At 33.3% G+C, this 13,599-nt stretch carries 13 protein-coding genes; 10 read left to right on the top strand and 3 right to left on the bottom strand.

Annotation, left to right across the window (positions count from 1 at the left end):
* Nucleotides 1-242: 242 nt before the first annotated feature.
* Nucleotides 243-2,876 carry a TonB-dependent receptor gene (locus SCB73_RS14085; protein WP_320566849.1) on the top strand — a complete coding sequence of 878 codons (2,634 nt, stop codon included), beginning with the start codon at nucleotides 243-245 and terminating at the stop codon, nucleotides 2,874-2,876.
* Between the two features lie 120 nt (nucleotides 2,877-2,996).
* Here SCB73_RS14085 and SCB73_RS14080 read toward each other — a convergent pair whose 3' ends face one another.
* Together SCB73_RS14080 and SCB73_RS14075 are read right to left on the bottom strand one after the other, a co-directional pair.
* Complete coding sequence (locus SCB73_RS14080; RefSeq protein ID WP_320566848.1) at nucleotides 2,997-4,163, bottom strand: hypothetical protein; 1,167 nt, start codon at nucleotides 4,161-4,163, stop codon at nucleotides 2,997-2,999.
* 149 nt (nucleotides 4,164-4,312) lie between these two features.
* Nucleotides 4,313-4,663: a 4Fe-4S dicluster domain-containing protein gene (locus SCB73_RS14075; protein ID WP_320566847.1), complete on the bottom strand. Its 351-nt coding sequence runs from the start codon at nucleotides 4,661-4,663 to the stop codon at nucleotides 4,313-4,315.
* Between the two features lie 192 nt (nucleotides 4,664-4,855).
* On the opposite strand from SCB73_RS14075, the gene SCB73_RS14070 reads away from it, so the two are divergent.
* The 6 genes from SCB73_RS14070 to SCB73_RS14045 all read left to right on the top strand — a co-directional run bounded on the left by SCB73_RS14070 (nucleotide 4,856) and on the right by SCB73_RS14045 (nucleotide 9,888).
* On the top strand, nucleotides 4,856-5,923 hold the full coding sequence (locus SCB73_RS14070) for an acyl-CoA reductase (protein WP_320566846.1): 1,068 nt from the start codon (nucleotides 4,856-4,858) through the stop codon (nucleotides 5,921-5,923).
* Nucleotides 5,924-6,016: 93 nt separating this feature from the next.
* Complete coding sequence (gene serC / locus SCB73_RS14065) at nucleotides 6,017-7,087, top strand: 3-phosphoserine/phosphohydroxythreonine transaminase (RefSeq protein ID WP_263525040.1); 1,071 nt, start codon at nucleotides 6,017-6,019, stop codon at nucleotides 7,085-7,087.
* 225 nt (nucleotides 7,088-7,312) lie between these two features.
* On the top strand, nucleotides 7,313-8,263 hold the full coding sequence (locus tag SCB73_RS14060) for a D-2-hydroxyacid dehydrogenase (protein ID WP_026729222.1): 951 nt from the start codon (nucleotides 7,313-7,315) through the stop codon (nucleotides 8,261-8,263).
* Between the two features lie 102 nt (nucleotides 8,264-8,365).
* Nucleotides 8,366-8,929, top strand: coding sequence for a hypothetical protein (locus tag SCB73_RS14055; protein WP_320566845.1), 564 nt, complete (start codon nucleotides 8,366-8,368; stop codon nucleotides 8,927-8,929).
* 183 nt (nucleotides 8,930-9,112) lie between these two features.
* Nucleotides 9,113-9,553 (top strand): DUF6146 family protein, encoded by a 441-nt coding sequence (locus SCB73_RS14050; protein WP_320566844.1) that lies wholly within the window; start codon nucleotides 9,113-9,115, stop codon nucleotides 9,551-9,553.
* Nucleotides 9,554-9,585: 32 nt separating this feature from the next.
* Nucleotides 9,586-9,888: a DUF6787 family protein gene (locus SCB73_RS14045; protein ID WP_320566843.1), complete on the top strand. Its 303-nt coding sequence runs from the start codon at nucleotides 9,586-9,588 to the stop codon at nucleotides 9,886-9,888.
* On the opposite strand, the gene SCB73_RS14040 is transcribed toward SCB73_RS14045, so the two are convergent.
* Entirely contained in the window at nucleotides 9,885-10,184 is a 300-nt protein-coding gene (locus SCB73_RS14040) for a hypothetical protein (RefSeq protein WP_320566842.1), read from the bottom strand. The genes SCB73_RS14045 and SCB73_RS14040 overlap by 4 nt on opposite strands.
* A 231-nt stretch (nucleotides 10,185-10,415) precedes the next feature.
* On the opposite strand from SCB73_RS14040, the gene SCB73_RS14035 reads away from it, so the two are divergent.
* Genes SCB73_RS14035 through SCB73_RS14025 form a run of 3 tightly spaced genes read left to right on the top strand, consistent with a single transcriptional unit; the run spans nucleotide 10,416 to nucleotide 13,538 of the window.
* Nucleotides 10,416-11,081 carry an ABC transporter ATP-binding protein gene (locus tag SCB73_RS14035; protein WP_026729217.1) on the top strand — a complete coding sequence of 222 codons (666 nt, stop codon included), beginning with the start codon at nucleotides 10,416-10,418 and terminating at the stop codon, nucleotides 11,079-11,081.
* The gene (locus tag SCB73_RS14030) at nucleotides 11,081-12,781 is read left to right on the top strand and encodes an LIC_10190 family membrane protein (RefSeq protein WP_320566841.1); all 1,701 of its coding nucleotides are present in this window, start codon (nucleotides 11,081-11,083) and stop codon (nucleotides 12,779-12,781) included. Before SCB73_RS14035 ends, SCB73_RS14030 begins: the two co-directional genes overlap by 1 nt.
* Nucleotides 12,774-13,538 carry a TIGR02757 family protein gene (locus tag SCB73_RS14025; protein ID WP_320570094.1) on the top strand — a complete coding sequence of 255 codons (765 nt, stop codon included), beginning with the start codon at nucleotides 12,774-12,776 and terminating at the stop codon, nucleotides 13,536-13,538. Before SCB73_RS14030 ends, SCB73_RS14025 begins: the two co-directional genes overlap by 8 nt.
* Nucleotides 13,539-13,599: the final 61 nt, after the last annotated feature.

The following is a 13,599-nucleotide window of genomic DNA, read 5'->3' as shown; positions in this document are numbered from 1 at the left end:
TATTGTGTTTTAATGTTTTGTGATTTAAATGTTCATTTTTGATTTTCTGCTGAAATGATATTTTTCAGCTCTAAAATTTTGCAAATATAAGATTTAATAGCTCTTGCACGAAGTAAAAATGTTCAATAATATAATTTTAAAGCTAATCTTAAAAATTTTTAAACATTTAATTAAATTTTTGTTAAAAAACATTACTTTTATAAACCTAACCAATGAAAAACAAACCAAAAAACCAAACTAAAATGAAAAAAATTGTTTTATTATTATTTCTGCTGAATACAGCATTTCTTTTTGCTCAAAAAGAAGTCTCAGGTGTCGTGAAAGACAAAACAGGCACACCTCTGCCTGGCGTAAATATTCTCGAAAAAGGAACATCAAATGGTGTTTCAACCGATTTTGAAGGAGCCTATAAAATCAAAGTTAAAGATGGCGCCACATTGGTTTTTAGCTATGTTGGCTTTTCAACCGTTGAAAAATCGGCTTCGAGCGGTAAAATAGACATCACTTTAAGCGAAAGCGATGGCCAAGTTTTAAATGATGTTGTTGTCGTTGGTTCGAGAAGTACCAAAAGAACCGTTGTAAATTCGGCAGTTCCTATTGACGTCATCAATGTAAAAGATGTTACTACTCAAAGTGGGAAAATCGAAATCAATCAATTACTACAATATGTTGCTCCCTCATTCAATGCCAACAAACAATCTGGTTCTGATGGAGCCGATCACGTTGATCCCGCTTCTTTGAGAGGTATGGGACCTGATCAGACTTTGGTTTTGATTAACGGAAAAAGAAGACATCAATCGTCACTTATCAATTTATTTGGTACTCGCGGACGCGGAAATACAGGAACCGATTTAAATGCGATTCCGGCTGCTTCTATCAAAAGAATCGAGATTCTTCGTGACGGCGCCGCAGCTCAATATGGTTCTGATGCGATTGCTGGAGTTATCAATATCATAACAAATGATAATGTAAATGAATTAACAGGATCTGTAACTTATGGTGTTTTTAATACACATGCAAAAGGTGATTTTCTTCCTGGAACTCCAAACACCAAAGGCTTTAGACTAGATCAAGATGGAAATGGAAATTCGTACGGAAAAGATCAAGATTTAGATGGCGGTTCTGTAAAAGTTGCTGCCAATTATGGAACAGGTATTGGAAGCAAAGGCGGTTATGTAAATATTACCGGTGAGTTTTTAAGCAAAAACAAAACATTAAGGCCAGCTTATGATTTTAGAAAAGGTTTTGGTGATGCCGAGATGCAAGGCGTAAACTTATTTGCCAACTTATCTATTCCAATAAGCGATAAGACTGAATTTTATGCTTTTGGAGGAAGCAATTTTAGAGATACTGATGCTTATGCTTTTACCCGAAACGATGGGGAGAGAGTTGTTGAATCTGTTTATCCAGGCGGATATACTCCAAGAATCACATCAAAAATCAACGACAATTCGATTGCGGCCGGAATAAAAACGGAATCTTCTGGAGGATGGAAATTTGATTTGAGCAATACTTTTGGAAAAAACAAATTTCAATATGACATCAAAGGAACGATCAATGCTTCTCTTGAAGACAAATCACCGCATGAATTTGACGCCGGCGGACATAGCTTGCTTCAAAATACAACCAACTTTGACATTTCTAAGAATTATGATGATATCATGAGCGGATTTAATATCGCTTTTGGGACAGAATTTAGAGTGGAGCAATTTGAAATTTTTGCGGGCGAAGAAGGCTCGTACGCTACTTACGATACTAACGGAAAAGTTATTACAGATCCTACAACACAAAGCCCTCCAATTGACCCAATTTCGGGCGAACCAAGACCAGGAGGATCGCAAGGTTTCCCTGGATACAGCCCGTTAAATACTGTAAACAAAGACAGAACAAACTTTTCGCTTTATACTGATGCCGAATTAGATGTTACTGAAGCTTGGATGCTGAGTGGCGCTGTTCGTTTTGAAAATTACAGCGATTTTGGAAGTACTATTAACGGAAAATTAGCTTCAAGATTAAAAATTACAGATCATATTAATGCTAGAGGATCTATTAGTACAGGTTTCCGTGCACCATCTTTAGCTCAAATTTATTACAATCTGCATTTTACAAATTTTAATGCACAAGGAGCACAAGAAGTTTTACTTGCACCAAATGACAGCCCGGTTACGCGAGCATTTGGAATTCAAAAATTAAACGAAGAAAAAGCAGTAAACGCCTCTTTGGGACTAACTGCAACATTTGGTGATTTTACAGCTACTGTTGACGGATATTACATTAAAGTTAAAGATCGTATTGTATTAACAGGATATTTTGACGCAAGCAGTTTAAACCTTGGTGTTGATTCGGCGCAATTTTTTGCTAACGGAGTTGATACAAGCACGCATGGTTTAGATTTAGTTTTCTCTTGGAAAAAAACGTATGATTTTGGACATATTGGCGCCACTTTAGTTGGAAATATCAATGATATGAAAATTGATAAAGTAAAAAATGGTGATTTAGACGAAGCGACTTTCTTTGGAAAACGTGAAAAAGCCTTTTTATTAGCTTCAGCTCCAGACAGCAAGTTTGGTTTAAATCTTACGTATTCAAAAAATAAATTTGATGCAGGATTGGCTTTTACACGTTTCAGCAAAGTAGTTTTAGTTGATTATGCAGATGAAGATGACGTTTATAATCCAAGATTAGTTACTGATTTAACTGTAGGTTATCAATTAACTAAAAATTTAAAATTAAGTCTTGGAAGCAACAACTTATTCAATGTTTATCCAACAAAACAAGACGAGCAAGGAAATACAGAAGCTGGAGGTTACTGGGATGCCGTTCAAATGGGATTCAGCGGTGCATATTACTACGCAAGACTTGGATTTAATTTCTAAAATATTTCAGAAAAAAGGGCTTCCCCGAAGTCTCGGGATCGCTCAGCCTGACACAAATAAAAAATCCTGAACCAAAAAGTTCAGGATTTTTTTTATCTAAAACATTTCACAACTCACATTTTACAACTTATAATCCAAACCTGCAATAATCGCTTTTTCTTCCTCAGTAGCTGTAAAACCAGAAATATCCCAATAATTGGTCATAATTTTATTCTTTTTATTGAAGAGTGTTTTCTCTTTAAAAACGTCGCTTTCCTTATAAGTGAAATTTTGTCGGTTGAAATGTGTTGTGATAAAACTATTTCGAACCTCAATTTTCTTTATTTGTTCTTTCAAAACAAGATTATACGCAATTTCTTCATTCGAATTCAACAAATAATAGTCCTCACCATCGATTCTGTAACTAACTCTGATATTCGATTTAGTCACATTTTTTGAGCCTGGCTTAGTTTGTTCTTCAATTTGCATTAGATTCCCTGGCTCAATGATGATTGTATATTCTACAATCAGTTTCTTAACAGGATCGTAAACAATTTCAAAAGTATCCAATGCCTTTTTTGATTTATCAAGAGGCGTAATTTTTAGAACATAATAATCTTTATTAGTAGGATGCCCTGTTGTTGTAAAATCATATTCTTTTCTAGTTTTGGGATCTAGAACCGGATCAAAATATTTTAAGTTCGAATAATTTTCCATGATATTATTCAAATTATATCCTTTTAAATCGGCACTAACATCTGTTTCCAACAAACCGTAGGATCTATTTTGCTCTACCAATAATGTGGTTTTTGATTTTTTTTGATTTACCGAAAATTGAAAATTAACAAGTCCGTCATTATAATAAGAGTACTTGTTATCGAGCATAAAAAATTCTCTTACATAGACTTTTAATCTGTAAGATGATGCTAACTTTTTCCTGGAATTGGCAACAATTTTTTGAAAGATTTTTTGGGGATTTTCCTTTGAAACTACAATTTCATCTAGTTTATTGTTCTTGTTCTTCAAATAAACCACAAACTTTTGATCATCTTTTAAAGACACCCAGCGAATATTCAAAGTCTCATAATCCGTTTGTGAAATTTCAATATTAGAACCTCCTGTTAGCATAAAAGTGACTTTGCCCTCTTTATTGCTTAACAAAATTTGTTTGGTTTTCATAATGACTACAGTGGCATTTTCTATAGGCAATTGAGTTTCGATATCCTTTACAATAATAGAATATTCAGATTTTTGCGCAAAAGCTGTTATACTAAATAATACGATAAATAAACATACCAGTCTCCTCATAGGCTGTTTTTGGAATATTAACATCAAATTAACAAAATAAATCGTTATGTAACAGCATTATAAAGAATAAATATCAAAAAAAAGACAAAAAAAATCCTGAGTACATTACTCAGGATTTTATAAAGTTCTGAAAATTGGATCTCAGAATATTATTCGCCATGTAAGAAAGCTTGTCTATTCAACAAGGTTTCTTCGTCTTCTACGTGGTTATCATCTGGTACACAGCAATCAACAGGACATACTGCAGCACATTGAGGTTCGTCATGAAACCCTTTACATTCTGTACATTTTCCTGGAACAATATAATAGATTTCATCCGAAATTGGAGTTTGTGCATCATCAGCGTCAACCTCAGTTCCATCAGGTAAAACTACTTTTCCAGAAAGACTTGTTCCGTCTTTATATCTCCAATCATCTGCACCTTCATATATTGCTGTATTTGGGCACTCTGGTTCGCAAGCCCCACAATTAATGCATTCGTCAGTTATAATAATTGCCATCTTTTTTAGTCTTAAAGTTTAAAAGTCATACAGTCTAAAGTCATAAAATTTGTCATAAAGTTTGAAAGTATTAAAGTAAAAACATTAAAGTCTTTTCAACTTTGGACTTTCGACTTTAGACTTTTGTCTTTCGACTTAATTATGCTTATTTTTGTGCAAAATTACAATCAAAACTCTTCATAAACAAACATTATGACATTAGAAACAAAAAAAAGTGTTTTTGTTGAATTAGGAAATTTTTTAAGTCAGTTCTCTGAAAAGGAATCAGTAAAAAAATCTAACGTTTTATATAACGAGATTTTTTTTGATGATTTTGAAAATCTAATTCATTTATCACAATCTCATAATGGCTGGTACACGCCAGAGCAAGTTTATTTTGCTATAAATTCTTGGGCAGAAGCTCTGACGGAGGAAAACATTACAAAATGGATTTCTAAATATTCCATCGACTCCAATGACAAAAAGGAAAAAACCGTGGCTTTGATTTTGGCAGGAAATATTCCACTGGTTGGTTTTCATGATTTTTTATCGGTTTTGATTACCGGAAACAAAGCTTTGATCAAGACTTCGTCAAACGATCAGCATCTACTTCCTTTCTTGGCCAAATATTTAATTGCTGTAGATGAAAATCTAAAAGATAAAATCACATTTGCAGAAGGGAAACTCGAAAAGTTCGATGCCGTAATTGCCACCGGAAGCAACAATACGGCTCGTTATTTTGAATATTATTTTAAAGACAAACCGTCAATCATTAGAAAAAACAGAAATTCTGTTGCGGTTTTAGATGGAAAAGAATCGAAAGAAGATTTAGAAAATTTAGGCGAAGATATTTTTCGTTATTTCGGATTAGGATGTCGCAATGTTTCTAAACTTTTTGTGCCAAAGGATTATTCATTTGATGGATTTTTTGAAGCCATGTTCAAATATCAAGATGTGATTCATTATGAAAAATACGCTAATAATTATGATTATAACAAAGCGGTATTTTTAATGAGTAATTTCAAGCTTCTTGACAATGGATTTTTGACTATTAAAGAAGATTCCAGCTACGCCTCTCCTATCTCGAGTGTTTTTTATGAATTTTACGAAAACATTGAGGATTTACAATCCCGTATCGAAGCTGATTCTGAACAAATTCAATGTATTGTCAGCAACAATTTATTTGAGAATAGCATCATATTTGGACAAACTCAAAAACCTCAATTGTGGGATTACGCAGATAACGTTGATACTATAACGTTTTTGTTAACAATAAAGTAAAAATATGTTTAAATATTTCGAATAATTTATCGCTTTTTCGTCTCCTATTGCCGAAATTTGCATCTTTAAATTTTTCGACTATTAACAACAACCATGAAAAAACACAACTACAGCGCAGGACCAAGTATTTTACCTCAGGAAGTTTTTGAGAAGGCATCAAAAGCAATTTTAAATTTTAATGATTCAGGATTATCTATTCTTGAAATTTCGCACAGAAGCAAAGATTTTGTTGCGGTTATGGAAGAAGCTCGCTCCCTTGCTTTAGAATTATTAGGACTTCAAGGAAAAGGATACCAAGCTTTATTTTTACAAGGCGGTGCCAGCACAGCGTTCTTAATGGCTCCATACAACTTAATGAAAGAAAACGGAAAAGCAGCTTATTTAGATTCAGGTACGTGGGCAACTGCGGCAATCAAAGAGGCTAAACTTTTCGGAGAAACTGTTGTCGTAGCTTCTTCAAAAGAAGACAATTATACTTATGTCCCAAAAGGTTACGAAATTCCAGCTGATGCTGATTATTTTCACTGTACTAGCAACAATACCATCTTTGGAACTCAAATGAAAGAATTCCCATCGACTAACATTCCAGTGGTTTGTGATATGAGTTCTGATATTTTTTCACGTGAATTAGATTTTTCTAAATTCGACTTAATCTATGCAGGTGCTCAAAAAAATATGGGACCAGCAGGAACTACTTTAGTTGTAGTTAAAGAAGAAATCTTAGGCAAAAACGGAAGAACTATCCCGAGTATGCTAGATTACGCGAAACACATCAAAGGAGAAAGCATGTACAATACTCCACCTGTATTTGCTGTTTATGTTTCTCTTTTAACTTTACAATGGATTAAAGAAAAAGGCGGAATCGCCGCAGTTGAAAAATTAAACAATGCTAAAGCTGAATTACTTTACGCTGAAATCGACAGAAACCCATTATTCAAAGGTGCAGCAAAAGTGGAAGACCGCTCTAACATGAACGTAACTTTCTTGTTGAACAATCCTGAACACACTGAAACTTTTGATGCTTTGTGGAAAGCGGCAAACATTTCTGGATTACCAGGACACCGTTCTGTTGGTGGTTACAGAGCTTCTATCTACAACGCTATGCCAATTGAAAGCGTTCAGGTTTTAGTTGATGTAATGAAAGCGTTAGAATCTAAAGTTTAAAAAAGTTTAATCGGTTATTCGGTTAATTGTTTAATCGAAAATACTTATTGAAACTTTAAATCCTAGCCCCGATAGCAGTGGAAATCCTTTTTTGTTTTTTCTTTAAAAACAAAAAAGATTGAAACGGATAGCGGGATTAGCTCCTAAATAAAAAAAAAGAAAAAATTAAAATTGGTTCATCGATTAAACAATTAAACGATTAACCAAATAAACAAAACATACAAAATGAAAGTATTAGCAAATGACGGGATTTCTAAAAGTGGAATTCTAGCCTTAGAAAAAGGCGGTTTTGAAGTTATCACTACAAAAGTAGCTCAAGAACAAGTAGCTAACTATATAAATGAAAACAATGTTGACGTAATTTTAGTGCGTAGCGCAACTAAAGTTCGTAAAGATATTATCGATGCTTGCCCTGGAATCAAAATTATCGGTCGTGGTGGTGTTGGTATGGACAACATTGATGTTGATTATGCTAAAAGTAAAGGAATTCATGTAATAAATACTCCAGCTTCATCTTCAGAGTCTGTTGCTGAATTGGTTTTTGGACACTTGTTTTCTGGTGTACGTTTTTTACATGATTCTAACAGAAATATGCCTCTTGAAGGAGATTCAAACTTTGACGGTTTGAAAAAAGCTTACGCTAACGGAACTGAATTAAGAGGAAAAACTTTAGGTATTGTTGGTATTGGTCGTATCGGACAAGCTACTGCAAAAATGGCTCTTGGTTTAGGAATGAAAGTTATCGCTGCTGATAGCTTTATACCTGAAGTTGATGTAAAAGTTGAGTTTTTTGACGGACAGTCAATCACAACTAAAATAGTTTCTCAATCTTTAGAGTCTTTATTTAAAGAAGCAGATTTCATTACATTACACGTTCCTGCGCAAGATGGATACATAATTGGAGAGAAAGAACTTGAAATTATGAAAGACGGTGTTGGAATCGTAAACTGTGCTCGTGGAGGAGTTATTGATGAAGTTGCTTTAGTAAAAGCTTTAGATTCAGGAAAAGTTGCTTTTGCTGGTTTAGACGTTTTTGAAAGCGAACCAAAACCAGAAATGGCAATCTTAATGCACTCTAAAATTTCGTTGACTCCACACATTGGAGCTGCAACTGGAGAAGCACAAGACAGAATTGGAACAGAGCTTGCTTCACAAATTATTACTTTGTTGAGCTAAGCAATCAAAAAATAGATTAACTTTAGAGGGATTTATTACAAATTTGTAGTAAATCCCTTTCTTTTTTTTGTATTTTTGATGTCTAATTAAACTCGTAAAATCATGTTTGAACAATTAACACAATTAGTACAGCAATATGGCGGTAATGCCGTTGTAAACAATTCTGCTGTCCCAAATGAGCATAATGAAGCTGTACTTGGCGAAACCAGCAATTCTATTTTTGAAGGATTAAAAAAGATTGTTTCGGAAGGCGGAACTGATCAAATTGCTGGGTTATTTAATGGGAACTCCACTATTGACAGCTCAAATCCTGTCGTACAACAAATTCAGCAACAGTTAAGCGGGAACCTTGGCCAAAAATTTGGTTTAAGCAGTGCTGATTCAAATGGAGTAGCTTCTAATTTGATTCCACAGATTTTAGGCTCTTTAGTCAACAAAGCAAAAGATCCTAACGACAGCAGTTTTCAAATTTCAGACATTATAAATTCTATTTCAGGAAACAGCGGACAGGCTTCTGGAATAATGGATACCATTTCTAAATATGGAATGCAATTTGGCCTTGACCAAAACAGCGACGGAAAAGTTGATGTAGCAGATGTTCTTGTTGTTACTAAAAGCAAAGGAGGCATTGCCGGTTTTATTGGTAAATTGTTTGGAAGCAAGTAAAGGCTCTAAGTTGCTAAGGTTCTAAGATTCTAAGGTTTTAGTCTCTTTGTAAAATATTCAAAAAGCTGTTTATTAAAATAAACAGCTTTTTTTTAATAGCCGAGAATAACTTAGCATCTTAGAACCTTAGAATCTCAGAACCTCAAAAAAAATTCGTAACTTTAATTGTTTAAAACAAAAATCATGAAGAAATTCATTTACATATTGATTGTTTTATTTACAGTAATAGCGTGTTCTACAGGTTCAAAAAATAACGCGGTTGCTTCAAATTCGCCTAAGCCACATTCTGGTGTAAATGACACAGTTCGAATTGCAAATGATTCCTTAGAATATGAAGTAATTATTATCGACAACGGGTTTTCGACTTGGTTGGCATCTGTTGCGCAACCTCGTTTTTATTATTCTCTAGCTTATCTTGAAAATAAAAATTACATTTATGTAACCGAATGGAATAATCGTGTGCGCCAGCCTCAGCTTTACAATCCAAATTTGTATGAAATGCTGATTGACTACCGCCCAGAGATTCACTATGGCTACGAAGTGAATTACCTTATTTACAACTACATGATTTATTTTCAAAATACTTATAAACAAAAGCTTTGGGGTTACGTTCCATCTAGATAATGTTACTATATTTGTAATCATTACAAATAACAATGAACAAACTAAAGCAACGCTGGGGAATTACCTCAAATTTACAAGCTGTTATTATTCTTGTCGTTTTTGCTATCACGGGATCGGCATCGGCGTGGTTGTCTAAACCTTTCTGTGTTTGGCTCGGAATTACAAAAGAAGATTTTGGCGGTTGGTTTACTTTAATTCGTTTATTGATTATTTTCCCAATTTATCAGGTTTTACTGGTTGCAATTGGAGCAATTTTTGGGCAATTCAAATTCTTTTGGAACTTCGAAAAGAAAATGCTCAAAAATATGGGACTAGGTTTTTTGTTTAAAGACTAAACCTCTTTGTTTCTTTTCTGAAAATAATACGTATAAATCCACGTAATCGTGAAGGAAGGAATTACGTCCGTAAAAGGTAGAATCTCTTCAACAAAAGTCAAAACACTAGCCACTTTCCCCACTCTGCCTTTATACATTCGTGTCATAATAAAAGCAGCAATTGGCGCCCAAATCACGTCGCCAAATTCTCCAATAAATGGAATCGTAAACGAAATCATTCCGATTCCATCTAAAAGCAAACCCAACAGAAGTTTTCTGGTTTTATCCTCTTCATCTATAACTTTCAAATCTTGCATATCACATTTATTTAAAGTGAATCGAAATTAAAAATAATTGATCAAATCGAATTATTTCTTTCCAGAATTTAATTTCTAAATTCCCATTATCAATAAACATACCGATTTTAAATGTAAAGTAATAGTTATACTATTTGGAATTTGGTCCCGAAGCCTCGGAATTGGATTTTGGAATTTGGAATTTGAATATTGATTATAATCTTCGTTTCTTTGTAGAAACAGTTTCAAAAAATGATACACGCAAAAAATATACATAAATTCTACGATCAGCTTGAAGTATTAAAAGGAGTTGATTTGCATATTAAAAAAGGAGAAATTGTTTCGATTGTTGGTGCTTCTGGTGCCGGAAAAACTACTTTACTGCATATTCTAGGAACTTTAGATAAACCTTCAAACGGCAATACAGATACTTCATTAACCATAAATGGAGAAAATATCCTGAAACTGAATGATAAGGCTTTATCTAATTTCAGAAACTTGAATTTAGGTTTTATTTTTCAGTTTCATCAGCTTTTGCCTGAATTTACAGCATTAGAAAATGTTTGTATTCCTGCCTATATCGCCGGAAAAAAACCATCGGAGACAGAAGCCGAAGCCAAAAAACTTCTTGCATTTTTAGGTTTGTCACATCGTGTAGATCATAAACCGAATGAACTTTCGGGCGGAGAACAACAGCGTGTTGCAGTTGCGAGAGCTTTAATCAACAAGCCCGATGTTATTTTTGCCGATGAACCATCGGGAAATTTAGACACCCATTCGGCTGAAAATCTTCATCAGTTATTTTTCCAGCTTCGCGATGAATTTGGACAAACATTTGTGATTGTAACTCACAACGAAGAATTGGCAAATATGGCAGATCGAAAATTAGTAATGTCTGACGGGCAAATTCTTTCTTAATGCTTTTAATTGCAATAAGCTGGATTTATATTTTATTCACCACTATTAATTTAGGTGTTGGTTTTGACAAAATTATGGGTTTAAAAAACCAGAATTTTGTTGTTAACTCGATTCTTGGTTTGTTTGCAGTTACAATATTGGCAAGCGTTTGGGCAATATTTGGAAGAATTAATATTGAATTCCATTTGTTTTTATTAGTGCTGAATATCTTTACTATAGCAAAATATCACACTTCTATTATTGAAAGCTATAAAACATTTTTAACCGAACTTCGGCAATTACAAAACATATTAAAAATTGTCTTGGTCATTATTTCAATTTTGATCATTGCGCAATGTGCTTCTATTCCCTTTGTAATTGACAACGAATCGTATTACATTCAGACCATAAAATGGTTCAATGAATATGGTTTTGTAAAAGGCTTAGTGAATTTACATTTGTTTTATGGACAAGCCAGCGCGTGGCATATCGCACAAAGTGTTTTCAATTTTTCTTTTTTATATAAAAACTTTAATGATTTAAGCGGTTTTTGTTTGCTTTTAGGAAATATTTTTGCAATTCAAAAGCTGAATGAATATTATAAAAATAACAATGTAAATTATTTGATTATTGGCTTATTGCCACTATTTAATATTTTCTTTTTTCAATTTATTAGTGCGCCCTCACCAGATATTCCAGTTTATGTTTTCTCTTTTATTTTGTTTTTTTACTTTTTAGAAAACTTCAAGAAAATAACTTCTGAAATCTATAACTTGGTTGTTGTTTTAGTGCTTTTTCTGCTCTACATCAAAAATACCACTTTGACTTTTGCCCTATTTCCAATACTAATATTAGGTCTTAATTTTAAGATTTTATCTAAAAAACTTGTAAAACCTGCATTTCTAAGCATATTGTTGTTATTGCTTTTTGTGATCAAAAACATGATCATTTGCGGTTCGCCAATCTTTCCGTCTAAAATTTCTACCGCATTAGCAATGGATTATGCCATTCCAGATGCTATACAAAGTTTTTACTATGATCAAATCAAATATTTTGGTTTTTTCATCACTAAAGAACAGTATGATTCGATGTCGGTTTGGGATTTGTTCTTGCAATGGATATCAATGCCAAAACTAAATGGTTTATTTAATAAAATTGGAATTCTACTAATTCTAATGGTTCCGTTTTTTCTTTTAAAATTTCAAAATAAAAAAGCTTTGTGGGTACTTTATTTTATAATGGTTTTACAGCTTTTATTGCTTGGCATAACATCGCCACAGTACCGTTTTTTCATGAACTTTATATTGTTTTTTTCGCTGGTAGGTTTAGTGTGCATGGTTCAGAACAAAAAAACAATTAACTTATTATTGTCAATTTCAATTATTCCTGTATTTATCGTCTTATTTGTTCCCATAAACTTAAATCGCTTTGCAAATCATAAATTTATGATGCAAATCAGTAATTTCTCTATCACAAATATTGTTTTTCCTTATAAAAACACTAAAAACGATACCAATTTTGAAACCATTTATTTAGGGAATTTAAACTATAATTCTCCCATAAACAATGGCTTTTTTTGGTCCAACGGAGATGGCGATTTACCTTGTGTAAATAAAGAGCAGATCGAGTATTTTAAAAAATATTTCAAGACCATTCCCCAAATGCGAACAGATGATTTAAAGGATGGCTTTTATGCCAAACAACTTTCAGAAAATGAATAAAACTGAACTCAAAGAATTTCTTGACGAAAAAGTCATTCAATATAATAATCAGGATTTTATAGAAAGTGATCCTGTGCAAATTCCGCATTTGTTTTCACAAAAAGAAGATATTGAAATTGCTGGTTTCTTAAGCGCATCTATTGCTTGGGGAAACCGCAAAATGATTATCAAAAATTCACATAAAATGATGGAATTAATGGGCAATACGCCTTATGATTTTGTCATGTCACATTCTGAAGAAGATTTAGCCCGATTGGAAAATTTTGTTCATCGCACTTTCAACGGAAAAGATTTGGGCGGATTTATTAAAGGCTTGCAACATATTTATAAAAATCATAATGGGCTCGAAGCTGTTTTTGCAAAAAATCAAGAAGAAAACAGTCTGCAGAAAAGCATCAGCGAATTCAAAAAAATATTTTTCGAAATCGATCATTTGGCCAGAACCCAAAAACACATTTCAGATCCATTAAACAATTCGGCAGCAAAAAGAATCAACATGTACCTGCGTTGGATGGTTCGTCAAGATGCAAAAGGCGTTGACCTCGGGATTTGGAAAACTATTTCTCCTTCTATTTTATCTTGCCCTTTGGATGTTCATTCAGGAAATGTTGCTCGTAAATTAGGCTTGCTTTCGCGAAAGCAAAACGACGGAAAAGCTTTGGCTGAATTAGATTTAAAACTACGAGAAATGGACAGCCAAGATCCTGTAAAATACGATTTTGCTCTTTTTGGCTTAGGCGTTTTTGAAGGATTTTAAACCTTAATCTAGTTCTTTTTCGTTAGCTTTTTTCTGTTTTTTTTTGTAATATTACGGTATA

The sequence above is a fragment of the Flavobacterium sp. KACC 22761 genome (assembly GCF_034058155.1).
Lineage (GTDB): Bacteria > Bacteroidota > Bacteroidia > Flavobacteriales > Flavobacteriaceae > Flavobacterium.
Note: the sequence above shows the minus strand (reverse complement) of the source record. Positions and strands in the feature narration are given on the sequence as shown.

Excerpts from the sequence above, each read along its gene's own strand:
- SCB73_RS14085 (WP_320566849.1), top strand. The coding sequence starts at position 243 with ATGAAAAAAATTGTTTTATTATTATTTCTGCTGAATACAGCATTTCTT.
- SCB73_RS14080 (WP_320566848.1), bottom strand. The coding sequence starts at position 4,163 with ATGAGGAGACTGGTATGTTTATTTATCGTATTATTTAGTATAACAGCT.
- SCB73_RS14075 (WP_320566847.1), bottom strand. The coding sequence starts at position 4,663 with ATGGCAATTATTATAACTGACGAATGCATTAATTGTGGGGCTTGCGAA.
- SCB73_RS14070 (WP_320566846.1), top strand. The coding sequence starts at position 4,856 with ATGACATTAGAAACAAAAAAAAGTGTTTTTGTTGAATTAGGAAATTTT.
- serC (WP_263525040.1), top strand. The coding sequence starts at position 6,017 with ATGAAAAAACACAACTACAGCGCAGGACCAAGTATTTTACCTCAGGAA.
- SCB73_RS14060 (WP_026729222.1), top strand. The coding sequence starts at position 7,313 with ATGAAAGTATTAGCAAATGACGGGATTTCTAAAAGTGGAATTCTAGCC.
- SCB73_RS14055 (WP_320566845.1), top strand. The coding sequence starts at position 8,366 with ATGTTTGAACAATTAACACAATTAGTACAGCAATATGGCGGTAATGCC.
- SCB73_RS14050 (WP_320566844.1), top strand. The coding sequence starts at position 9,113 with ATGAAGAAATTCATTTACATATTGATTGTTTTATTTACAGTAATAGCG.
- SCB73_RS14045 (WP_320566843.1), top strand. The coding sequence starts at position 9,586 with ATGAACAAACTAAAGCAACGCTGGGGAATTACCTCAAATTTACAAGCT.
- SCB73_RS14040 (WP_320566842.1), bottom strand. The coding sequence starts at position 10,184 with ATGCAAGATTTGAAAGTTATAGATGAAGAGGATAAAACCAGAAAACTT.
- SCB73_RS14035 (WP_026729217.1), top strand. The coding sequence starts at position 10,416 with ATGATACACGCAAAAAATATACATAAATTCTACGATCAGCTTGAAGTA.
- SCB73_RS14030 (WP_320566841.1), top strand. The coding sequence starts at position 11,081 with ATGCTTTTAATTGCAATAAGCTGGATTTATATTTTATTCACCACTATT.
- SCB73_RS14025 (WP_320570094.1), top strand. The coding sequence starts at position 12,774 with ATGAATAAAACTGAACTCAAAGAATTTCTTGACGAAAAAGTCATTCAA.